At 39.2% G+C, this 21768-nt stretch carries 21 protein-coding genes; 11 read left to right on the top strand and 10 right to left on the bottom strand.

Annotated elements, in window-relative coordinates; genetic code table 11:
- The first annotated feature begins 192 nt into the window (after nt 1-192).
- Nucleotides 193-1818 carry a catalase gene (locus tag D1B32_RS09880; RefSeq protein WP_118889242.1) on the top strand — a complete coding sequence of 542 codons (1626 nt, stop codon included), beginning with the start codon at nt 193-195 and terminating at the stop codon, nt 1816-1818.
- 217 nt (nt 1819-2035) lie between these two features.
- On the opposite strand, the gene D1B32_RS09885 is transcribed toward D1B32_RS09880, so the two are convergent.
- From D1B32_RS09885 to D1B32_RS09910, 6 genes are all read right to left on the bottom strand, one after another.
- Nucleotides 2036-2908 carry a metal ABC transporter permease gene (locus tag D1B32_RS09885; protein WP_095312070.1) on the bottom strand — a complete coding sequence of 291 codons (873 nt, stop codon included), beginning with the start codon at nt 2906-2908 and terminating at the stop codon, nt 2036-2038.
- A 4-nt stretch (nt 2909-2912) separates the two neighbouring features.
- Nucleotides 2913-3824, bottom strand: coding sequence for a metal ABC transporter permease (locus tag D1B32_RS09890; RefSeq protein WP_095312068.1), 912 nt, complete (start codon nt 3822-3824; stop codon nt 2913-2915).
- A complete protein-coding gene (locus D1B32_RS09895; protein ID WP_118889243.1) occupies nt 3802-4563 on the bottom strand; it encodes a metal ABC transporter ATP-binding protein in 762 nt (253 codons plus the stop codon). The genes D1B32_RS09890 and D1B32_RS09895 overlap by 23 nt, the downstream gene beginning before the upstream one ends.
- Nucleotide 4564: 1 nt before the next feature.
- Complete coding sequence (locus D1B32_RS09900; protein ID WP_118889244.1) at nt 4565-5518, bottom strand: metal ABC transporter solute-binding protein, Zn/Mn family; 954 nt, start codon at nt 5516-5518, stop codon at nt 4565-4567.
- A 273-nt stretch (nt 5519-5791) separates the two neighbouring features.
- The gene (aroD, locus tag D1B32_RS09905; protein ID WP_118889245.1) at nt 5792-6556 is read right to left on the bottom strand and encodes a type I 3-dehydroquinate dehydratase; all 765 of its coding nucleotides are present in this window, start codon (nt 6554-6556) and stop codon (nt 5792-5794) included.
- 56 nt (nt 6557-6612) lie between these two features.
- Nucleotides 6613-7143, bottom strand: coding sequence for an NUDIX hydrolase (locus tag D1B32_RS09910; RefSeq protein WP_118889246.1), 531 nt, complete (start codon nt 7141-7143; stop codon nt 6613-6615).
- Between the two features lie 231 nt (nt 7144-7374).
- On the opposite strand from D1B32_RS09910, the gene D1B32_RS09915 reads away from it, so the two are divergent.
- From D1B32_RS09915 to D1B32_RS09930, 4 genes are all read left to right on the top strand, one after another.
- The gene (locus D1B32_RS09915; RefSeq protein WP_118889247.1) at nt 7375-7572 is read left to right on the top strand and encodes a hypothetical protein; all 198 of its coding nucleotides are present in this window, start codon (nt 7375-7377) and stop codon (nt 7570-7572) included.
- A gap of 87 nt (nt 7573-7659) precedes the next feature.
- Entirely contained in the window at nt 7660-8268 is a 609-nt protein-coding gene (locus D1B32_RS09920) for a TetR/AcrR family transcriptional regulator (RefSeq protein ID WP_118889248.1), read from the top strand.
- Between the two features lie 159 nt (nt 8269-8427).
- On the top strand, nt 8428-9369 hold the full coding sequence (locus D1B32_RS09925) for an efflux ABC transporter ATPase subunit, DrrA-related (RefSeq protein WP_118889249.1): 942 nt from the start codon (nt 8428-8430) through the stop codon (nt 9367-9369).
- Nucleotides 9362-10135 carry an ABC transporter permease gene (locus D1B32_RS09930; RefSeq protein WP_095312051.1) on the top strand — a complete coding sequence of 258 codons (774 nt, stop codon included), beginning with the start codon at nt 9362-9364 and terminating at the stop codon, nt 10133-10135. Before D1B32_RS09925 ends, D1B32_RS09930 begins: the two co-directional genes overlap by 8 nt.
- Before the next feature lie 53 nt (nt 10136-10188).
- Here D1B32_RS09930 and D1B32_RS09935 read toward each other — a convergent pair whose 3' ends face one another.
- A complete protein-coding gene (locus tag D1B32_RS09935; protein ID WP_095312049.1) occupies nt 10189-10455 on the bottom strand; it encodes a hypothetical protein in 267 nt (88 codons plus the stop codon).
- A 133-nt stretch (nt 10456-10588) separates the two neighbouring features.
- On the opposite strand from D1B32_RS09935, the gene D1B32_RS09940 reads away from it, so the two are divergent.
- Nucleotides 10589-11068: a hypothetical protein gene (locus tag D1B32_RS09940; RefSeq protein ID WP_095312047.1), complete on the top strand. Its 480-nt coding sequence runs from the start codon at nt 10589-10591 to the stop codon at nt 11066-11068.
- Nucleotides 11069-11144: 76 nt separating this feature from the next.
- Here D1B32_RS09940 and D1B32_RS09945 read toward each other — a convergent pair whose 3' ends face one another.
- The 3 genes from D1B32_RS09945 to uvrA form a co-directional block, all read right to left on the bottom strand.
- Nucleotides 11145-12881 carry an ABC transporter ATP-binding protein gene (locus D1B32_RS09945; RefSeq protein ID WP_095312045.1) on the bottom strand — a complete coding sequence of 579 codons (1737 nt, stop codon included), beginning with the start codon at nt 12879-12881 and terminating at the stop codon, nt 11145-11147.
- A gap of 355 nt (nt 12882-13236) precedes the next feature.
- On the bottom strand, nt 13237-14004 hold the full coding sequence (locus D1B32_RS09950) for a MerR family transcriptional regulator (RefSeq protein WP_095312043.1): 768 nt from the start codon (nt 14002-14004) through the stop codon (nt 13237-13239).
- 131 nt (nt 14005-14135) lie between these two features.
- Nucleotides 14136-16592: an excinuclease ABC subunit UvrA gene (gene uvrA, locus D1B32_RS09955; protein WP_118889250.1), complete on the bottom strand. Its 2457-nt coding sequence runs from the start codon at nt 16590-16592 to the stop codon at nt 14136-14138.
- Between the two features lie 473 nt (nt 16593-17065).
- Between uvrA and D1B32_RS09960 the strand changes: the two genes are divergently transcribed.
- The 5 genes from D1B32_RS09960 (at nt 17066) to D1B32_RS09980 (ending at nt 21765) form a co-directional block, all read left to right on the top strand.
- Nucleotides 17066-17788 (top strand): MerR family transcriptional regulator, encoded by a 723-nt coding sequence (locus tag D1B32_RS09960; RefSeq protein WP_118889280.1) that lies wholly within the window; start codon nt 17066-17068, stop codon nt 17786-17788.
- A 385-nt stretch (nt 17789-18173) separates the two neighbouring features.
- Nucleotides 18174-19106 (top strand): glucose-1-phosphate thymidylyltransferase RfbA, encoded by a 933-nt coding sequence (rfbA, locus tag D1B32_RS09965; protein WP_118889251.1) that lies wholly within the window; start codon nt 18174-18176, stop codon nt 19104-19106.
- On the top strand, nt 19099-20139 hold the full coding sequence (gene rfbB, locus D1B32_RS09970) for a dTDP-glucose 4,6-dehydratase (protein ID WP_118889252.1): 1041 nt from the start codon (nt 19099-19101) through the stop codon (nt 20137-20139). Before rfbA ends, rfbB begins: the two co-directional genes overlap by 8 nt.
- Complete coding sequence (locus D1B32_RS09975) at nt 20112-21071, top strand: glycosyltransferase family 2 protein (protein WP_118889281.1); 960 nt, start codon at nt 20112-20114, stop codon at nt 21069-21071. The genes rfbB and D1B32_RS09975 overlap by 28 nt, the downstream gene beginning before the upstream one ends.
- Before the next feature lie 7 nt (nt 21072-21078).
- Nucleotides 21079-21765 (top strand): GNAT family N-acetyltransferase, encoded by a 687-nt coding sequence (locus D1B32_RS09980; RefSeq protein WP_118889253.1) that lies wholly within the window; start codon nt 21079-21081, stop codon nt 21763-21765.
- Nucleotides 21766-21768 lie beyond the last annotated feature (3 nt).

Below are 21768 nucleotides of genomic sequence, written 5' to 3' on the forward strand. Positions count from 1 at the left end.
TATCGCTCTAGCATTCACTTTTAATACGGATATTCATTACTAATTGACTTTGGGGCAACTAGGTCTACTCAGAAGTGTGTTGTTTCTTTAACATCTTAAATCCTATAAATGCCCGATTATTTTTAGAATAACCGGGCACGCTATAGATGGTTAAGCTTTATTTGGAAAAACATAAAGAAAGGGAGATAATCAATGGATAAAGATCCATCAAATGAAAATTTACAGACAAATATTGAACATGATGATACGTTAACAACTCGCCAAGGCCATCCTGTCACAAATAACCAAAACATCCGAACTGTTGGTAATCGTGGACCAGCCACACTTGAAAACTATGACTTTATTGAAAAAATCAGTCACTTTGACCGTGAAAAGGTTCCTGAACGAATTGTTCATGCTCGCGGAGCTGGTGCACATGGCTACTTTGAAACGTATGGAAATGTTGGAGATGACCCTGTTTCCAACTATACACGTGCGAAAGTTTTCCAAGAAAAAGGAAAGCAAACTCCTGTCTTCGTTCGTTTTTCAACAGTAGTACATGGTCTGCACTCTCCAGAAACAGTTCGCGACCCCCGTGGGTTTGCAGTGAAGTTTTACACAGAAGACGGGAACTGGGATTTAGTTGGGAACAATATCAAGATTTTCTTTATCCGCGATGCCATGAAATTCCCAGACATGATCCATGCCTTTCGACCAGACCCTGTAACAAATATCCAGGATAGTGAGCGTTTCTTTGATTTTTGCTCCAATTCACCAGAATCCTTTCATATGGTGACCTTTATATATTCTCCATGGGGAATTCCAGCAAACTATCGAATGATGCAAGGCTCTGGTGTAAACACCTATAAATGGGTAAATGCAGAAGGTAAAGCCGTTCTTGTAAAATACCATTGGGAGCCAAAGCAAGGAATCAAAAATTTAACGGCAAAAGAAGCGCAAGAAATACAAGGCAAGAACTTCAACCACGCCACACAGGATTTATATGAATCCATTGAAAAGGGCGATTACCCAGAGTGGGAAATGTTTGTACAGATTATGGAAGATGGACCACATCCTGAATTAGACTTTGACCCGCTTGATGATACGAAACTGTGGCCTGAGGATCAGTTCCCATGGCTGCCGGTTGGAAAAATGGTGCTAAATAAAAACCCAGAAAACTACTTTAATGAAGTTGAACAAGTCTCTTTCGGAACTGGGGTCCTCGTTGATGGACTTGACTTTTCGGACGATAAAATGTTGCAAGGGCGTACATTTTCTTACTCTGATACACAGCGCTATCGCGTAGGAGCAAACCATTTACAGCTTCCAATTAATGCTCCCCAAAAACGAGTTGCGACGAACCAAGAGGGTGGACAACTTCGCTATCACAATGATAAAGCGCCTGGCCAGAATCCACATGTGAATTATGAGCCATCCAGCTTAGGCGGTTTGAAAGAAGCAAAGCAAGCAGGAAAAGAATATACTCCAAAGATTGAGGGTAACCTCGTTCGCGAATCAATTGACCGAAACGATAATACAAAACAAGCAGGCGAAACCTATCGCAGGTTTGAACAATGGGAAAAAGACGAATTAATTTCCAATCTTGTTGGTGATCTTTCAACCTGTCAAAAGGAAATTCAAGACAGGATGATTGCATTAGCAGAGCAAGCAGATGAAGAATATGGGCGCCGGTTACGTGAAGGAATAGCTGAAGCCAGTAAACAAACAAGTTCAACGATGATGGAATCTGCTGAAGAAATACATCCACTTGGTGCGAAAGATGCTGGAAAAGCAGTAAAAGAAGCAATTGATAAGGGACATGACGCAGAGCCTTATTAGAGACGGGGAGCTAAACCAATTCGGATAGCCGGCCGGAGCGGGCTAAATAGGTTAGCAACAATTGGTTAAATCCTGCACATACACTGTCTAATACTGAGCAGCAATATCGTTTTTTCGAGTACTAACCAATACAGGCAGATCATATTGTCGTCCTTTTGACAGTAACGAACGATTAGCTTTTCAAACGAAAAGAGGTGCCCTAAAAGGTGCACCTCTTTTACATTGTTTCAGCTGGCCGCACGCGTTTTGCGATCAAGCCGTGTTTCGGTGAAAAAATAAAGCTTATCATAAATACCAACCCAGTTGCGAATGCCATAGAGCCTGAAATCGATGTATCAATCCAGGCTGCAATATAGTAACCGGTCACTGCGGAAACTACCCCAAATGAGCCACTGAGCACAAGCATGAACGAAAGCTTATCTGTCCATAAATATGCAGAGGCAGCAGGTGTAATGAGCATCGCAACAACCATAATCGCCCCCACAGCATCAAATGAAGCAACCGTTGTGACGGATACAAGGCCCATAAAAAGATAATGCATGAGTATTACTGGTATCCCAAGGCTTGCCGCTAAGGCTGGATCAAAGGATGTGATTTTCCATTCTTTATAAAAAGCGATGATAAAAAAGAGAATAACTGCTAGCACTAGCAATAACAACGCTGTCGCTTCGGGAATTGCGCCAATAAATGGTAATGTAATCATATGAAACGGAATAAATGTAATTTCACCCATTAACGCATGCTGTACATCTAGGTGTGCATTTCCAACTGAAGTAGCAATTAATATTACACCAATTGCAAATAAAGTTGTAAAAACAATTCCCATTGCTGCATCATGCTGTACCCGCAATGAATGCAGCCATTGTACTAGAAAAGCTGTAAAAACCCCTGCCAATATCCCTCCAATTAGCATCGCTGTCCCACTAACTTCACGTGTAACAATATAAGCAATTACAATCCCTAATAAAACTGTGTGACTAATTGCATCTGCCATCATCGCTGTCTTCCTTAATATAAGAAAAACACCAATCACACCACAGGAAAGTCCTACCAGAGCAGCAGTTAAAATAATCCATGCTGTATATGTCATTTCCTCACCCCTCCTGCTTCAGTGTTTGAGTATTTGATTGCTGATTCCTTTGGTGCAACTTAAATTGCAAATAATGGATTAGTATACCTTTTTCTTTCCCAAAGATGAGCGATACAACAAAAAATCCAGCACCTACCACTACAATAAACGGACCAGTAGGCAGTCCGCTTCCTAAAGCACTGATTAATGTACCTGCTGCTCCCGCTAGTCCACCAAATATAGCAGACAACAGAATCATTATCTTAAAGGACTGTGTCCAATAGCGAGCACTTACTGCTGGAATAATTAACATCGCCGCCATTAAAATAACACCAACAGCTTGAATCCCAATTACAATGGTTGTAACCAGCACTGCCGTATACAATGTATTCATGCCTTTAAGTGATAGTCCAATTCCTTTAGCGAACTGCCCGTCAAAGAGATAAAGCTTCCATTCTTTAAATCCAATAAATACAATAAAAACAACAATGAGCGCTAATACCAGCATCGTTATAACATCTGTTCGAACCATCGCTGCAGCCTGCCCATAAATAAAGCCGTCTAACCCACTCTGGTTTCCCCCAGCAGACCGGTTAGCTATTGTTAAAAGCATGATACCAAAGCCGTAGAAGATAGCTAAAACCATTCCCATTGCGGAATCCTCCGAAATCCGACTCGCTGTCGTAATCCATTGGATTAAAAATGCACCAATTAAAGCGCTGATTGCAGCTCCAATAATAAGTATAAGCAGATTTTTCTCACCAATAAGGAGAAAGGCAATAACGACTCCTGGCAATGCAGCATGTGATAATGCATCACTCATCAGATTTTGTCTTTTCCAATAAGCCATACAACCAATTGTCCCAGCAGCAATACCTAGGGTCATCGTACTCAATAGAACCCACCCTGTATTACTATTCAATAGAATGGACAGCATGACGTTGTTCCTCTCCCATCCAGCGCATATTTCCTCCATAGGTATTGGCGATATTTTCTCTTGTAAAAATCTGCTCTGTTTTTCCATGTTTAATGACGGTACGATTTAGTAATAAAACATGATCAAAGTAATCTTCTACCGTTTGCAAATCATGATGTACAACCATAACGGTCTTACCAATTGCTTTCAGCTCTTTTAAAATTGTCATGATTGCTCGCTCTGTAGCAGCATCTACACCAGCAAGCGGTTCGTCCATGAAATAAAAGTCAGCATCCTGTACTAAAGCTCGGGCTAAAAAGACGCGTTGTTGCTGACCACCAGAAAGCTGGCTAATTTGCCGATTCGCATAATCTGCCATCCCCATTTTGTCCAATGCCTCATATGCTCTTTCTTTATGCAAACGGGATGGTCTCCTCAACCATCCAATTTGACCATACAGTCCCATTGTCACGACATCAAGTGCATCCGTTGGAAAATCCCAGTCGACAGAACCTCGTTGCGGCACATACCCAATCCGTTTTTTGGCTTTTATAAATGGAAGACCGAAAAATTTTACAGATCCTGTCAATGAGGGATGAAGATTTAATATCGTTTTTAATAGTGTTGATTTCCCCGCTCCATTCGGTCCAACAATTCCTGTTAAGGAACCGCCGTTCACTTCAAAATTAATATCGTGAAGGACCGTGTTTTTCCGGTATGAAGCGGATAAATTTTCTACCTGTAAAATTGGTGTTGCCACGTTACTCAGCTCCTCCAGTTAATGCATCATAAATTGTATTCATATTATGACGGTACATTCCAATATATGTGCCCTCTTCACTTCCAGGTGAACCCATTGCATCAGAGAATAGTTCTCCACCTAACTCAACGTCTACCCCTTCACTTTTAGCACCTTCGATTACAGCCTCAATAGAACTTGAATTAATACTGCTCTCTACGAATATAGCAGGAACCTGATATTCTTTAATAGTTGCAATTGTATCGTTAATATCAGAAATCCCAATTTCATCTTCCGTACTCAAACCTTGAAGACCTATTACCTCCATGTCATGCATTCTACCAAAATACCCGAATGCATCATGTGCTGTCACAAGAACGCGTCCACTTTCCGGAATATCCGCTAGCTTCTCCGCTTCTTGCTTTAATTCTTCCAATTCAGCAAAATATTGCGTTTTATTTTCCTCAAAGTAATCCGCATCCTCTGGTGAGTATGCCTTCAGCTCTTCTACCGCAGCATCCAGCGTCGCTTCCCATAAATCTAGATCAAACCAGATATGTGGATCAATCGCACCGTCCTCATCATGTAATAAAGCATCTTCTGAAAGACTATCTCCAATTGCCAGAACTGGTTTAGAATCACCGATCGAGTCAAATACTTTTACCATGTTCACTTCTAAATTCAAGCCATTATAAAAAATAACCTCTGCTTCATCCACCTTTGCAATATCGCTTTGTGTTGGGTTATATAGATGCGGATCCACTGATGGTCCCATTAGACTTTCAACTTCTACACGATCCCCCCCTATTTCGGATAATGGTTCTCCTATCTGAGCAATCGTTGTTAGAACCTTTATCTTTTCCTCTCCTGATCCATTTGTTTCACCTGACGCTCCACCATCCGAATTACATGCAGCAAGCAGAATAATCATCGCAAATAGTGCAAGACCCCATATCTTTTGAGTAAATCCTCCCATTTTGTATCCTCCCCTTTATTTTTACCTAGGTAAACTTTATTTGTTATTTATAAATTTAATCCTATTATTAGCTATTGTCAAGTGTTTTTGTGATAGTATATTATTTTTCCTTAAGGAAACTTTTATAGGTAATATGTTTATATGATCCAATCGCCCAATTGGTGACTTCGCTATCGCCTTAGAGAACCTGGAACGAAGATCTGCCACGATGCGATAGTAATTTTGTTCATAAAAAAACTCTTTCCTTAAATCGAAAAGAGTTTTTATTACAAACTATAAATTTTTATGAATGACATTTAATATCAATCGTAATTCATGAATTGCAATCTGCCCGGGTGCAGATGCCTTTTCTGCTGCTCCAAATGTGATTGCAGAACCGAATAATTCTCCTGCCAAGCGGCTAATTATTCCATTTCCTGCCATCGACATCGTAATAATTGGCCGATTCGCGTAACATTCCTTCATTTCGTTAGTCGCTTCTAATAAAATTAAGACATCTCTAGCGTTTTTTGGCATTACTGCAATTTTAGGAAGATCTCCTCCGAGCTCCTGCGCTCTTTTTAGGCGATTTACAATTTCTTCTTTTGGTGGCGTTTTTTCAAAATCATGGTTGGAAAGAATAACATAAACTTGATTTTCATGTGCACTATGTATAAGCGTTTTCACAGTTTGTTCATCATTATACAACTCAACATCAACAATATCGATTAGTCCCGTTTCAATTATTGTTTTATTTAATGCTATGTAAGCGCCAGATGATAGTTCCTTTTCTCCGCCCTCTTTTGCACTACGAAACGTAAAGATTAAAGGAATATCTTTTAATCTTTCTCGAATATCGATTAGTACCGATTTAACTTGCTCAATGTCTTCTACCATCTCCAAAAAATCAACACGCCATTCCACTAAATCCACATCCAAAGACATTAAGAGCTTTGTCTCTTCAATTAATTCTGCATGCGTTTTACCAACTAATGGAACACAAATTTTCGGAGCACCTTCTCCGATTGTTAGATGCTTTATGGATAATGTATGAGACATGAATACCAACCCCTTTTCAGCTTTAGTACATGCATTACGCATTTTTACTCTTTCTACTAGGAGCCTAATCTTTGATTGTGCGCTCCCAAGTTGAATCTCATATCAAACAATAATGCAATTAGCGGTTCATGATAAGGAATAAATAAGCCTTCTGAAATCATATTGATGATCTCATTTTTCGACGCCCACCTTACCTGTTTCACTTCTTCAGTCGGCAGTGTAAGGTTTTTGATGTTTAAATCGGTTTCAATAAGGTAATAATCATCAAATCCATATTCAAAGTTTACAGTTAGAGAAGGACGCATATTTTGAAGGTCAAGGGTATAACCAATTTCTTCTTTTACTTCTCTTTCCGCAGCTTGTTGACTCGTTTCACCTGTTTTCGCACTGCCTCCTACGGTAATATCCCACATGTTCTTCCAATCTTCCTTATTGGGGTGTCGCTGTTGAATCAGCATTTCTCCAAGTTGATTAAATAGACAGACATGAATCACTAAATGGTACGCATCTTGTCCGAATGTATCCCCACGATTCATTTGCTTATCTGTCAGCTTTCTGTCCTTGTCGTAAACATCCCACGTCTCCATAATTTCACTCCTTCATCCTAACTTTACTATTCCGAATTTGACGAATTGAGGCAACCCCATCAGCTGATTCATGTTATATTAAGCATAGAATCCGTTCTTAAAAAGTATGGTTAACCATGAAAAATCTTTATGCACTTAGACGTAGTATAGCATATTGAAAGTATATCTGAAGATGTTCATTCGTTGAACCTTCTTTTCCATTAACAGATAGTAAGGGGGGCTAGTTCATATATGTTAAAGCGATTATTTGATTGGATGACCGTTATCGGATTAATACTGTTACTTGGTCGAATTCTAACAGCAATCTTCCTCTTTTTAGATATTCCGTTTACGAGCTTCTTTCAAGACTATAGCATTATTTCGGTTATCATTTTAATTATCGGTCTTGTTGGTCAGCAAGCCGTCAAGGATCGCAAAACAAATCGCTGAGGTAGGCTAAGCAAAAACAGTTCTGCTTAGTCTTTTTACTGCGATGTGGTAAAATCATGATACCAATACTTTAGGGAGCTGATAGGTATGGCGCCTTTAAACGAAGACCAATTAGAAAATATCCGAAATGAACGTAAAATACAAATTATGCGAGCTGCGCTTAGAGTCTTTGCAGCAAATGGCTTTAAACTAACAAAAATCAGTTTAATTGCAAAGGAAGCTGGAATTAGTCATGGCTTAGTTTATCACTATTTTAAATCTAAGGAAGAAGTGTTATACGAAAGTCTGGAATGGGCAATGGAGTTAAATGAAACGAAGAAATATCTTAACAAGCTATCTGAGATGGCGATTACTCCGACAGAAAAAATACGTGACTTTACAAAATTCGCCCTCTCATCAAGCAAGTATGAAAGCAGTGATATATTTCGTATTATTCAACACCTAGAGCATACAGAAGGTGTTCCTACTCATATACTAGATTTCACAAAAAAAGTTGGGATGATGTATATTGAATTTTTCATTCCCATTTTTATTGAAGGACAAGCAGCTGGCGAAATCATTCAAGAAGATCCGGAAGAGCTGGTTGGATTATTTCTAACCATTATTTCTGGGGTAATAGCAGATGACCCCGATTATTGGCAGGAAAATATGGACCGTAAAATCGCTATTTTCTTGCGGATGATTACGACACGTTAACCCCTTATTCATCTCCCCTCCATTTGACATCAAAATTTATTGTTGACAAACGAGGGGATTCATTATACTTTTATATTGACTGGTTTAATCAATCAAAGAACCAGTCAATATTTTTGACTTTAAATTGACTGATTAAGTCAATCAATAAGGGGTGATAAAATGAAGGGTGACATTATTTCTGTTCAAAACTTAAAGAAATCCTATGGAAAACACATTGTTTTAGATGGCCTAAATTTTAAAGTAGAGCGGGGATCAATATTTGCATTGCTTGGGGAAAATGGCGCTGGTAAGACCACAACTGTACGTATTTTAGCAACATTAATCCAAGCCGATAGTGGTATTGCTACAATCGCTGGATACAATACCCATCGTGAACCTGAATCTGTGAGACAGCAGATTAGTTTGACAGGTCAGTATGCTTCAGTAGATGAATTGCTGACAGGTGAAGAAAACCTAATGATGATGGGGCGTTTAAATCACTTGAATCGTGATGCGGTGAAGAAGCGTACATCCGAACTGCTAAAACAATTCGAGTTAGTAAATGCCGCAAAAAAAAGTGTAAAAACCTATTCCGGCGGGATGCGTAGAAGGCTTGATATTGCAATTAGCCTGCTTGTCTCTCCACAAGTTATTTTCCTAGATGAGCCTACAACAGGACTAGACCCACGCAGCCGGAGGAATATGTGGAACCTGATTCAACAGCTTTCCGAGGACGGCGTAACTATCTTTTTAACAACCCAATACTTGGAGGAAGCTGATCAGCTTGCGGATAAAATTGCTGTTATTGATAATGGAAAGATCGTAGAAGAAGGAACTGCTGAAGAACTAAAGCGAATGATTGGTGATGAAAAGCTAGAATTAACCTTTGATGATTTGGAGGTATTTCAACTCGCTTCAAAACTTTTACAAGCGCAAGCAAATGAAAAAGAGCGTAGTATTTCCATTCAAAACGGTTCACCAGAAAATTTGCGCAATCTACTCAACACATTACATGAGCATGGAATCGAACCTAGCTCCATCAACTTCCGCAAACCAACACTTGATGATGTTTTTATAGATATAACAAGTCGAAAAAGAAGGGGGCGATCCGTCCATGCGTAAATCAAAACTTTATTGGGCACTATCAGATGGCTGGACAATGTCACAGCGAAGCTTAAAGCATATTTTCCGTGAACCAGAGTCCCTATTAATGGCTATCGGGCTACCAGTCGCGATCATGGTCATGTTTGTCTACATTTTTGGGGGAGCTATTGAGACTGGAACAGAATATGTTAATTATGTTGTTCCAGGAGTAATTATCACATGTGCAGGATTTGGAAGTTCGCTTATAGCAATAAGTGTTACACAGGACATGGTCGGTGGTTTATTTGAGCGTCTTCGCAGCATGGCTCTTCTCCCTTCTTCCTTGATGGTCGGTCACGTTACTGGAGGGTTCGTTCGTAATGCGATTGCTACAACTGTCATCTTTCTTGTTGCAATGCTCATAGGATTTCGACCGAATGCTGGATTTACAGAATGGCTTGGTATTATTGGCCTGTTGTCTCTATTTATGTTCTCTCTCAACTGGCTATTTGTAGCCATTGGTTTAATCACAAAAAGCGTAGAAACAGCAAATGCAGCTACATTTCCGATGCTATTCCTGCCATATGTTAGTAGTGCTTTTGTACCTACAGAGACAATGCCTACTTGGCTCCACACTTTCGCAGACAACCAGCCGATGACTCCACTGATTGAAACGCTACGAGGACTTCTTATCGGAACACCAATTGGTAACAATGCTTGGTTCACAATTCTTTGGTTTGGATCTCTATTGATAATAAGCTTCATCCTTTCTGTAGCTATTTTTAAACGAAGGAAAAAAGAATAGTTTGTTGGAACAGAATGGGAGCTTGACTACTCACCTCTCATTCTGTTAAATGATCAACCTTTCATCCGAAGCACCTGATAATACGTAAAGAAGACTGAAGCAAGACCAACTCCTAGAAAGATGCTTCCGATAACCAAAAAGTTCGTCGTATTAGATTTCATCTTAAATTCGTAAATAAAGGTGTCAGCACCACCTTGAGCTGCTAGCCAACTATCCGCTATAACCGTCCCAATTGATCCACTAAATAAAATGATGACAATGCCACAAGTAGCTGACAAAGCACTTAATGTCATGAAGGCCTTTAATTTTTCATGGTTCATTTTATACATCCCCCCATTACCGTACAAGTCTATATAAATCACCTAATCTTAATATAAACTAATTTAAAATAAAAGCACGGTTTAAAAACGAAAAAATCGGATATTAGTCTAGTGTAGAAATGGAGCTGAGATGATGTTCGAATGGAATGATTTAATAACTGCATTTTGGGCTTTCTTTGTATTGCTTCCTTTAGTATCATTGATTCACCAATTAGGTCATTATTTAATGGCACTTTTATTTGGAGGGAGATCCGAAATAATTCTAGGTAGAGGAAAATTGTTATTCAAACTAGGCACCATTCAAGTGAATCGATATTATTTTTTAGATTCTTATTGTCATTATGAATCCTTAAAAAAAAATACGCGTTTAACACATATTCTCGTTCATGCTGGAGGAGTATTATTAAACCTAATTTCTATTCTCTTAGTCAATCTGTTTATTATAATAGGCTGGTTGCCTGAGGCACAATTTTTCTATCAGTTTGGTTACTTTACTATATACTATATGTTCTTTTCACTTTTCCCTGTGCAATACTCTGAAAAGCACGCCAGTGATGGAAAACAAATTATTAATATTGTACGGAATTACTCACCATCTAATGTTTTTGATTAAGTTTCAACTTATAACACGTAAATAAATGTAATCAAAAAACCACTGGTCCTACTTGAACCAGTGGTTTTCTTACTTTCTACGTCAGCTGCTGCTCCGCAAATTCACGATAAAGCGAATGCGATGCTGTTAATTCCTGATGTGTACCCATTCCTGTTACTTGCCCTTTTTCAATAAAAATAATCTTATCTGCATCAACAATTGTTGATAACCTGTGGGCAATGACGAATGTTGTACGGCCTTCCATTAATCGTGTTAACGCTTCTTGGACAGCATGCTCTGATTGGCTATCTAAGCTCGCCGTTGCTTCATCTAGCATTAAAATCTTAGGATCACGCAAGAAAGCTCTGGCGATATTAATTCGCTGCCGCTGTCCACCAGATAATTTCACACCGCGCTCCCCTACTTCTGTGTCCAAGCCTTTTGCAAATGTTTCAATAAATTGATCGGCATAAGCCATTTTGGCAACTTCCCATAAACGCTCCTCGGAAATATCCGTTGCATCACTTAGTCCATAAGTTAAATTCTCCCGGATTGTTCCAGCCATCATGGCACTTTCCTGTGAAACATAACCAATTTGGCTGCGCCATGATGCAAGTGACAATTCTTGGATTGGCGTATCGCCAATTCGTACCTCTCCTGTTGTTGGCTCATAATATCGTTCAATTAATCCGAATAAGGTCGTCTTCCCTCCACCACTCGGACCCGCAAAAGCGATCATTTCACCCGGAAGTGCCTCGAAAGTAACATTTTTAATAACCGGTTCGTCATCACTATATGCAAATGACACGTTCGAAACAGCGATCGGTTGGTTCGCAATATCTTTATCTTTACCTTCTTGACCGGCTTCCTCTGGAATTTCCAAAATCTCAATAATCCGCTCCGTAGCACCTTTTGCCTTTTGCAATTCTGTGAAAAACATTGCAAAAGTCGTAATTGGAAAAATGATTTGGAATAAATACAGTAAAAACGCAACAAGTGAACCTGTGGACATCGTTCCTTCTGCAACACGGATTCCACCATAACCAATAATGACAACAATAACGAACATGACAATGGTATACATGAATGGTCCGATTAAAGCAAAGATACGAGCCTCTTTCAGTCCATAGCTTAATAGTTTTCCAATTCCAGTAATTCCTTTTGTTGCTTCAGCTTGTTCCGCTGTAGATGCCTTCATTAAACGGATTTCACTGATTGTTTGTTGAATTTTACCATTAAAGGTTGCAGTCTCATCCTGCAAGTTCTTTGAGATCTTTGCCATCCTAGTACCTAAAGGAATCATGATTGCTACGGTAACTGGAACAGCGATAAGCATCATTAATGTCATTTTCCAGTCCATAATAAATAAAATTACTACTGCACCAATAATCGAAATAAGACCAGTAATAAATTGCGGGAAATGCTGTGATATTAAATCTTTCACAATCCCTGTATCATTAATGACGCGACTAACAGATTCCCCACTTGCTTGTTTATCAAAATAGCTAACTGGCAAACGGATCAGCTTGAGCCACATCATCTGACGCAGTCTTGCAACGATTTTTTGTCCAACTGCAGCGAGTAAATAGGTGGATAGCCCATCGATTACTGCTTGAATAATAAACACCGCAAGAATAGCAATAACGAGTGTTGCGCTTAGCGAAGCGACAGAGAAGCCATCTACTAGCTCTCTCGTTAATATCGGAATAGTCAATCCGACAAGTGTTGTAATCAGACTCCCAATTAGACCGAATGTTAATGCTGCTTTTGGGATTTTTGCAGAAACAATTAAAGATATAAACGGTTTAATTCCATTTTTTTGTGATTTTTCCATTTGAAAACTCCTGTCATTGCATTTTAATTATAAACGGGGAAAAGCCCCCTTAGTCCTCCTACTATTGTACCATTCAATACTATAGCACAGACTCTGCAATCCTGCTTTTATAACGAATTACTTTCTTTTTTTTCTAAAATAGAAATATAGCAATCTGATTTTATACTGTTTTTTATCCCTTTTAATAAAGTGAAACTCCATTCAGTGGGGCCCTTTTGCCCCCACGGAGTGTTAGCTGGGCAGAATCAGGAATTTACGGACTGTTTTCCCCCATCTTCACACGTTTTGGTTCCCTTCGGTATAGAGATGGGGGGTATTACAGACCGTTAATGCGCGACAAATCGAAACAGCATTTCTATTCCATCCCTGCTTCTTTCATATAATATTCCATCGCTTGATTAAGCCATTTCTGTTCATCTTCTGTGAAAGGAGAAGGGGCTAGATTTTCTAACTCTTGAATATCCAGTTCTTCTACTTCAGCATCGGCTAGCTGCTGCACTAAATCATCACCAAGAAATTCAAATGAAGCTTCTATAAAGGCTTTAATCATTTTTTGCACTTCTTGATCCTGTATAGGTTTTCCATATAATTTTTTAACCTCTTTAGCCATCTGTATAAAGGTTTTATCTAAGGTGATTTTCTCCTTTTCCGTTTTCTTGGACAACTTCTCAACCACTACCGTAAGATTGTGCCTTTCCAGCCATTCATTCTGTATACTTTCCGTTTGCATACTATGAATAAGGCTGAATAAAATGGCACTATCCACTCCTCCTTCTTCTTCAAGTACCTTAATGACCCTCTGAATAGTTGTCATGGACTGCTCGATTCGCTCTTTATCTTTTTTTAATACTTCTAACTGAAGGGCTAATGTCTCATTTAAGTCAACAGTAATAATCGATTGATGTAATAAATTCGTGATTTTTTCTAAGCTGTAACCTAGAAACTTTAGACTGACAATTTTTTGCAGGGTAAGAATATCTTGATGTTTGTATATACGGTGACCCGATGATGGATGTTTTTCAGGTTGTAAAAGACCGATTTCATCATAGTAATGTAACGTACGAATCGATACCCCTGTCTTTTCTGAAAACTCTCCAATGGAATACCTGTTAATTTCCCCCATAACAATTCCTCCCTCATATAAACATATTCTTATTATAAGACCTCACGTAACTGGAGGTTCAAGAGCGAATCGGAAAAAATCTATATAAGTTTACAATGGAGAAACTACTTTCAATTTTGTCGTTAGCATCTTTACAAAAATGCTGCTGTATGAGATTTTTCTACTTTTGAAATCGATTCAGGTGTTCCCTCAGCTACAAGTAGTCCACCAGCATTACCACCTCCCGGACCAAGATCAATCACCCAGTCTGATTCACGAATAACATCACTATTATGCTCCACAATAATGACCGTGTTCCCGGCGTCTACAAGCCGGTTTAATAAAAGCAGCAGTCTTTTAACATCACTGGGGTGCAAGCCTGTCGATGGCTCGTCCAATAGGTAGAGTGTCGATTTATTCGACGGTTTATTTAATTCCTTTGCCAGTTTGAGTCGTTGTCCTTCCCCACCAGATAGTGTTTTAACGGATTGGCCCCAATTTAAATAGCCGAGTCCAATTTCACATAAAAGCTGTGTTACTTGGAATATCTTCTTTTGCCCTTCAAAAAGTGGCAAACTCTCTTCAATCGACATATCAAGCAGCTGCGTAATTGAATAGCCTTTATATGTTACTTCTAATATGGTTTCTTTAAATCTGTTGCCACGGCATACTGGACATTGCACCTCAAGGTCTGGAAGGAAATGCATATTGGTTGTTACAAATCCAAGTCCTTGGCAATGTTCACATCTTCCTCCAACTGTATTGAATGAAAAATCTTTTGGCTTAAGCTTTCTTTCCTTGGCTTCCGGTAAGCTTGCAAAAAGGTTGCGTAATGGTGTAAAGACGTCTGTATACGTAGCAATATTGGAACGCTGCATTCGACTAAGCGGTGATTGATTCACCGTGATGACTCGTTCAATATTCTCATGACCAGAAACTTTCTGACAGCCGTTATATACACCCGTTTCAAATGAAGCAAGCAAGTCAAAGACTAACGTTGATTTCCCAGATCCCGATACACCTGTTACAGAGACAAATTTACCTAAGGGAAAGGATACAGTAATATCTTTTAAATTATGTTTTGTCGCATGATGAACTGTTAAATACTGTCCTGTTCCTTCACGACGTTGCCTTGCTTCTTGACGACCTTCTTTTAGGTAAGCCCCAGTAATTGACTTCTCTTGACTCATTAGCTCCTCTAAGCTGCCTTCACCAACTACGGTTCCACCACGGTTGCCAGCACCAGGTCCCATATCAATAATATGGTCAGCTTCACGCATCACATCTGCATCATGCTCGATTACAAGAACGGTATTTCCTAAATCACGTAACTGTTTCATAACACTTACGAGACCTTTTGTATCCTTTGGATGCAGCCCAGCTGTCGGTTCATCTAGAATGTAAAGTACACCAGTTAATCCAGAACCAATAATCGAGGCCAATCGAAGTCGCTGCGCTTCCCCACCTGATAGCGATATCGTTTGGCGATCTAATGATAAATAGCCTAAACCAACATTAATAATTCGGGTAACCTTCTCGATCAAGTCTAGTAAAAATGTTTCTACAACCTCTTCTGCTTCGTGGGATAGCGATGCATGAAGATCCGTTAACCATGTTTGCATATCTTCTAAAGGAAAACTTGATACATTCGTGATCGATGTATTTGCTACAAGCACTTCTCTCATCTCTTTCTTTAGCCTTTTCCCCTTACAGTCTGGACATTGATTCGAAAAGAACAACTCGGCTTCTCCTGAATTTCCACCCTTTTCAATGTACCTTCTCCACATTCCAGTTAGTACACCCTCGAATTTCCCTTTAGCAACGGTTTTTGGTGGCTTTACATCCAGAAAGTGAGTAGTGAACTTCTCATCTTCTACTCCGTAATAGAGTAAATCACGAGCAACATCATCCAATTCTTTTAAGGCTGAGTTTTCATCTAAAGTGATTCCATAATAAGCAGCAGCATTTTTTACGATATCTCTTAGATAATCTCCATATGCCCCTGTCCAAATTTTAACTCCACCCTCTTTTAAGCTAAGCTCCTGATCAAATACCGAGTCGAGATGAATTTCAGAAACTTTACCAAGACCATCACATGTCTCACAAGCACCCTCCGGCTTATTATAAGAGAAATGAGACCGTGTTAATTTTTCCAAGCGATGATCACAATGCGGACAATGAATAAATTGCTTAAACCCTGTTTCTTCGTTATATTCTTCTTTATCGATAGTTGGTAAAATCATATGTTGGCAATTCGGGCAAGGGCGCTCTCCTAACTTTTCGTAAATCAGGCGCAGGTAGGTATACATATCTGTTACGGTTCCAACGGTTGAGCGAGGGTTTCGATTCGTGACATGCTGTCCAACACTGATTGATGGGGAAAGCCCAATCATAGAGTCGACTTTCGGTTTACTTATTCCGTCTGTAACCATTCCCATTGATTCCATGTATTGTCGTTGGCATTCCCGTTGGAGCGTGTCCAATGCCAGTGTAGATTTTCCTGACCCGGAAGGACCAGTTAAAACAACAAACTTGTGCTTCGGAATATCCAATGAAATATTTTTCAGGTTGTGCTCACGTGCACCTTTTATACGTATCGATTCGTTCAAATTCATTCCTCCTATTCATTTGCGTTACAGTATGTGTTCAAAAGGAAGATAAAAAGGACCAAGAAGTTCGAGGCGGCGTAGCTTTGAGTAGCGGAACGTATGGGTTTAATACGTGAGCAGACGTTCTTGCACGCAGGAAAAGCGTTTTTTCTTTTCCAAGGAACGGAAAAGCAAGCCAACGAGCTTCCGCAGGATGTGGTGACTTCGATGTTCGACACAGGACGTGTCGGTATTTAATCGAAGGTCTACTGTTCTTGATGTGTCATTTTTACCGGACTTTTTGAACAACCTCTTACAGTACTATTGTATAACATTAATGCAATTGATAAGGTTATAGTAAATAACAACTGATACATCACGTTATTTTTAAATTAATCCGTCATGGTACTTGAAGGTTCTTTTACATGGATTTATACTTTTCTGGAACGTCGGAATTGGTCTTTAAATTAGGATGGGATAAGGGTGATTTTTTTATGATTAAACCAATTGAGATTGCAAAGAAATTAGGTATTAGTACAAGTGCATTGCGTCATTACGAATCGTGGGGTATTGTCCCACCTCCAGAACGTTCAGCTAATGGCTATCGCATATATACAGAGGAACACGTCGCTTACTTTGAATGTATACGGGCGATGAATTCAGGTTTTGGTATGCATCTAATACGTCAAATTATGCCACTTATTCAAAAAAATAAACTAACGGAAGCGCTATGGATTGTAAATGAAGCTCAAGCAAAGCAACATCAGGAAAAGCTCAAAGCAGAGCAGGCACTGCAAGCTTTAGAGTTGGAAGAGCTTGAGCATTTCTCTACTCGGCTAACGAAGGAATTTTATTCTATACGTGAGGTTGCAGATAAAATTGATGTGCCTACCTCTACACTCAGGCATTGGGAAAAGGAAAAATTAATTACTCCTAAACGAGATCCTGAGAATGGTTATCGAATCTATAGCCGCTCTGACATACGAAAGCTATTAATTATTCGCACGATACGTTCGGCTGTTTTTTATTTAGATATTGTTCGCGATGTTGTGAATGAAATCGATCATGATAATCTTGCACATGCTAGAAAACTAGCAAAGGACTCTCTTGTTTATATGGATTATTTAATTATGGAACAGCTTCGTGGTGGATATTATCTGTATAAATTATATGAGAAAGTAAAGCCCTCTCCAATTAAAAGAGACTCACCCTGTTGAAGGTGGTCTCTTTTTTTATGCTTTTGAGGATTGGCAGGGTTGTCTGTTTGGTTAGGATGTAATCAATGGGCTGTATGTCTGGGTAGTGCTTTACGACATAGGGATAGTGCTTTATTTCTTAGAGATAGTGCCTTATTTTTGGGGAATGGTGCTTTATTTTATAGAGATGGTGTCTTATTTCTGTGGATAGTGCTTTATTTTATAGAGATAGTGTCTTATTTCTGTGGATAGTGCTATATGTCAAAGCATGACATCAAATTGTAATCACAGTGTAAGATTATTTTTTTGTGGGGAGGGCATAGATTAGAAGCAACTATTTTAATGAACAGGGAACTCTTATTCGTTCGTTTCATAGGATGCACTGCTTTTAAGGGAGTGATTTGGAATGAAAGGGATTATTTTAGCTGGAGGTAGTGGTACTAGGCTATACCCGAGTACGAATTCAGTAAACAAGCATCTATTAGCTATTTACGATAAGCCGATGATTTATTATCCATTATCGGTTCTTATGCTCGGCGGTATTAGAGAAATTATGATTATCAGTACGCCAGAAGATATTGGTAGATTCGAAGAGATGCTTGGTGATGGATCTGCGTTTGGTATTCAGATTGAATATGAAGTACAACGCGAGCCAAAAGGTATTCCACAAGCATTGACAATCGCAGAGGAGTTTATTGCAGACGATAAGGTAACACTCATTCTTGCCGATAATATTTTCTTTGGGCATGGGTTTACGACATTGTTCCGAAAAGCAATTAAAAATCACCGACACGCAACTGTTTTCGGGTATCGTGTAAAGGATCCTGAGCGTTTTGGTGTCGTTGACTTTGACCATCATCAAAAAGTCATTTCAATAGAAGAAAAGCCGGAGCATCCAAAATCAGATTTCGCTGTTACCGGGCTATATATTTATGATCAGCAGGCTGTTAAATTAGCTAAAAAGCTGAAACCCTCCAAACGTGGTGAGTTAGAAATCACAGACTTAAACAAGCAGTATTTGATGCGAAACCAGTTAGATGTAGAATTACTTGGAAGAGGTTTTACATGGATGGACGCCGGGACCCACGAATCGCTATTTGAAGCTACTGAATTTATCCGAATTACCCAAAAGCGTCAAGGATTCAAACTAGCTTGTATTGAGGAGATTGCCTATTACCTTGGCTATATTTCAAAACAAGCACTCTATGAAAAAGGTAAAGCCATGGAAAAAAACGATTATGGCCAGTATTTACTTGAAATTGCTGACCGCAAATATACCCAGCAATATTGGGATTCGATTGAACATCATCCAATGTTAGGACTGGTGCAAAATGAATAAGCTAAAGCATACGATACTCATTACAGGTGGAGCTGGGTTTATTGGCTCTAATTTCATTACTTATTTTATGAAAAAATATCCAAACAGAAGAATTCTAAATATAGACAAACTTACCTACGCAGGCAAGGCAGACAATTTAACAGAAGTGGAAAACCTTGAAAACTATCATTTTATTCATGGGGACATCACGGATAGTAAGCTTGTTAACCAGTTATTTCGGGAACATGATATTACTGGAATTATCAATTTTGCCGCAGAGTCACATGTTGACCGGTCGATTAATGATGCGAAAGCATTTGGTCAGTCTAATATTCTTGGAACACTAACACTTCTACAAGCAGCACAATTAGATTGGGACAAAAAAGGCGAACTAAGCAATCGACGCTTCCATCAAATTTCTACTGATGAAGTATATGGCTCCTTAGATAGTGAAGGTGTCTTTTCAGAGGAGACTCCTTATGATCCACGTAATCCTTATAGTGCTTCTAAAGCAAGTGCAAACTTACTTGCAAAAAGCTTCGGGTATACGTATGGCATGAATGTTGTTATCTCCTCTAGTTCCAATAACTATGGACCAAAACAGAATGAGGAAAAGCTAATCCCAACGATCATTTCAAACGCATTAGCGGGAAAATCAATTCCAATCTATGGAGATGGGAAAAACATTCGGGATTGGCTCTATGTAATGGATCACTGCAAAGCTATAGATTTAATCTTCCACTATGGACAAACTCAAGCCACGTATAATGTTGGTGGAAGCAATGAAAAAACGAATATCGAGATAGCAGCACAGGTGTGCGAAATACTCGATGAACTGGCATTCAGCAGAAGATCAGCACTTTCAATCGATAGCTTTAAAGATCTAATTACCTTTACCGAAGACCGAAAAGGCCATGACCGACGATATGCTGTCGATGCTTCTAAACTTACAAATGAACTGGGCTGGAAACCAACCGAGGACTTTACAGAAGGACTTCGGAAAACAGTGGAAGGCTATGTACAAAAATGGAAGCAAACAAGCCTGATCCATTAATTTCTGTTGTCATTCCTGTTTATGGTTGTGAGACCTGTTTAATTGAGCTTTGCAATCGAATAAAAAATACCATTACAGCTATTCCAGCCCAATACGAAATTATTCTCGTAAACGATGCAAGCCCCGACAATGCTTGGGAGAGGATTAAACAGTTAAGTGAACAGGATAAACAGATTAAAGGAATTGATTTTGCACGAAACTTTGGACAACATCATGCCATTACTGCTGGTCTTGATTACGCGAACGGCGACTGGATTGTCGTGATGGATTGTGATCTTCAGGATCGACCAGAAGAAATTGCTAAATTATATGCGAAAGCACTGGATGGCTATGAAGTTGTTTTCGGCAAGCGAATGGAACGCCAAGACAACTGGTGGAAGAAAAAGTCATCACAAGCCTTTTACTGGGTCTATGATTATTTCACAAATAGCAATTCCGATTATATGGCGGCTAATTTCAGCATTAATGCGAAAAAAGTTGTTATGGGATTCCGGCAGATGCGTGAGCAAAATCGCTTCTTCCCCTTATTTATTCAATGGATGGGATATAAAACCATTCATATTCCCATCGAACATGATGCGAGAAAGGAAGGAAAGTCTTCCTATAATTTAAAAAAACTCATTAATTTGGCAACCGATGCAATCATTTCGCAGTCGAATAAGCCGCTGCGACTATCGATTCAATTTGGCTTTTTGCTTGCCGCCGCATCTTTTCTTTATGGTGTGTACTTGTTTGTACGCTACTTCTTCCTAGATGTATCTGTACCAGGATGGACGAGTGTCATGGTATCCCTTTTCTTTATTGGGGGATTAGTCTTCTTCAATTTTGGCATCCTTGGCCTTTATATCGGGAAAATATTTAATGAAGTAAAAGGACGACCATTATACTTAATTCGAGAAACAACGGAAGAAAACATGGAAAATCGGAGCTGATCGAACAATGGAAAATTACTTACAACCTACTCCCTGGGACAAACGGAGTTTTATTATTGATACGTACGAAGTAACCTCCAGTTCAGAGGAGGCATTAAAACAAACAAATAACATAGAAGGTCATTTCACATTAAAAGTCGATCCGTTGGAAAACACGGAAAATCTAAAGAAATATGGTTTTTATTATGCGGATACACTTACAGAACCAGTTTGCAAGGCAGAGAACTTTAAACCGTATGAACAGCAAGGAATTGAAATCTCACGTCAGTATGAACGAGATGAAATCTTAGAAATTGCAGAAGAAGCGTTTAAAGGCGGACGTTTCCATCGTGACTTTAACATCCCGGACCATATGGCAGATAAACGCTACATGAATTGGGTGCATGATCTGATCGAAAAGGACCTTATTATAGCACTTATCTATGAAGGAAAAACTGCCGGGTTTTATGCTTATGAAAATGATAAAATACTGCTTTTGGCTATGTCTAAAAACTATCGCGGAAAAGGGCTTGCCAAGGCCTTTACAAGCTATTGTGTTCAAGAGCAATTCGCCATGGGCCACTCAGAATTAAAAACATCCATCTCACCGTCTAACGTCGCATCTTTAAACGTATTTATTAGTTTAGGATTCCGGCTACGCAAATCAACCGATGTGTACCATAAATTAAATGGTTCCATTCCGTATGGAGGCTGACAA

The organism is Oceanobacillus profundus, assembly GCF_003515705.1.
GTDB lineage: Bacteria > Bacillota > Bacilli > Bacillales > Amphibacillaceae > Oceanobacillus > Oceanobacillus profundus.

Bases quoted from the DNA above. Each gene is read 5' to 3' on its own strand.
- D1B32_RS09880 (WP_118889242.1), top strand. From the start codon at position 193: ATGGATAAAGATCCATCAAATGAAAATTTACAGACAAATATTGAACAT.
- D1B32_RS09885 (WP_095312070.1), bottom strand. From the start codon at position 2,908: ATGACATATACAGCATGGATTATTTTAACTGCTGCTCTGGTAGGACTT.
- D1B32_RS09890 (WP_095312068.1), bottom strand. From the start codon at position 3,824: ATGCTGTCCATTCTATTGAATAGTAATACAGGGTGGGTTCTATTGAGT.
- D1B32_RS09900 (WP_118889244.1), bottom strand. From the start codon at position 5,518: ATGGGAGGATTTACTCAAAAGATATGGGGTCTTGCACTATTTGCGATG.
- aroD (WP_118889245.1), bottom strand. From the start codon at position 6,556: ATGTCTCATACATTATCCATAAAGCATCTAACAATCGGAGAAGGTGCT.
- D1B32_RS09910 (WP_118889246.1), bottom strand. From the start codon at position 7,143: ATGGAGACGTGGGATGTTTACGACAAGGACAGAAAGCTGACAGATAAG.
- D1B32_RS09915 (WP_118889247.1), top strand. From the start codon at position 7,375: ATGTTAAAGCGATTATTTGATTGGATGACCGTTATCGGATTAATACTG.
- D1B32_RS09920 (WP_118889248.1), top strand. From the start codon at position 7,660: ATGGCGCCTTTAAACGAAGACCAATTAGAAAATATCCGAAATGAACGT.
- D1B32_RS09925 (WP_118889249.1), top strand. From the start codon at position 8,428: ATGAAGGGTGACATTATTTCTGTTCAAAACTTAAAGAAATCCTATGGA.
- D1B32_RS09930 (WP_095312051.1), top strand. From the start codon at position 9,362: ATGCGTAAATCAAAACTTTATTGGGCACTATCAGATGGCTGGACAATG.
- D1B32_RS09935 (WP_095312049.1), bottom strand. From the start codon at position 10,455: ATGAACCATGAAAAATTAAAGGCCTTCATGACATTAAGTGCTTTGTCA.
- D1B32_RS09940 (WP_095312047.1), top strand. From the start codon at position 10,589: ATGTTCGAATGGAATGATTTAATAACTGCATTTTGGGCTTTCTTTGTA.
- D1B32_RS09945 (WP_095312045.1), bottom strand. From the start codon at position 12,881: ATGGAAAAATCACAAAAAAATGGAATTAAACCGTTTATATCTTTAATT.
- D1B32_RS09950 (WP_095312043.1), bottom strand. From the start codon at position 14,004: ATGGGGGAAATTAACAGGTATTCCATTGGAGAGTTTTCAGAAAAGACA.
- D1B32_RS09960 (WP_118889280.1), top strand. From the start codon at position 17,066: ATGATTAAACCAATTGAGATTGCAAAGAAATTAGGTATTAGTACAAGT.
- rfbA (WP_118889251.1), top strand. From the start codon at position 18,174: ATGAAAGGGATTATTTTAGCTGGAGGTAGTGGTACTAGGCTATACCCG.
- rfbB (WP_118889252.1), top strand. From the start codon at position 19,099: ATGAATAAGCTAAAGCATACGATACTCATTACAGGTGGAGCTGGGTTT.
- D1B32_RS09975 (WP_118889281.1), top strand. From the start codon at position 20,112: ATGGAAGCAAACAAGCCTGATCCATTAATTTCTGTTGTCATTCCTGTT.
- D1B32_RS09980 (WP_118889253.1), top strand. From the start codon at position 21,079: ATGGAAAATTACTTACAACCTACTCCCTGGGACAAACGGAGTTTTATT.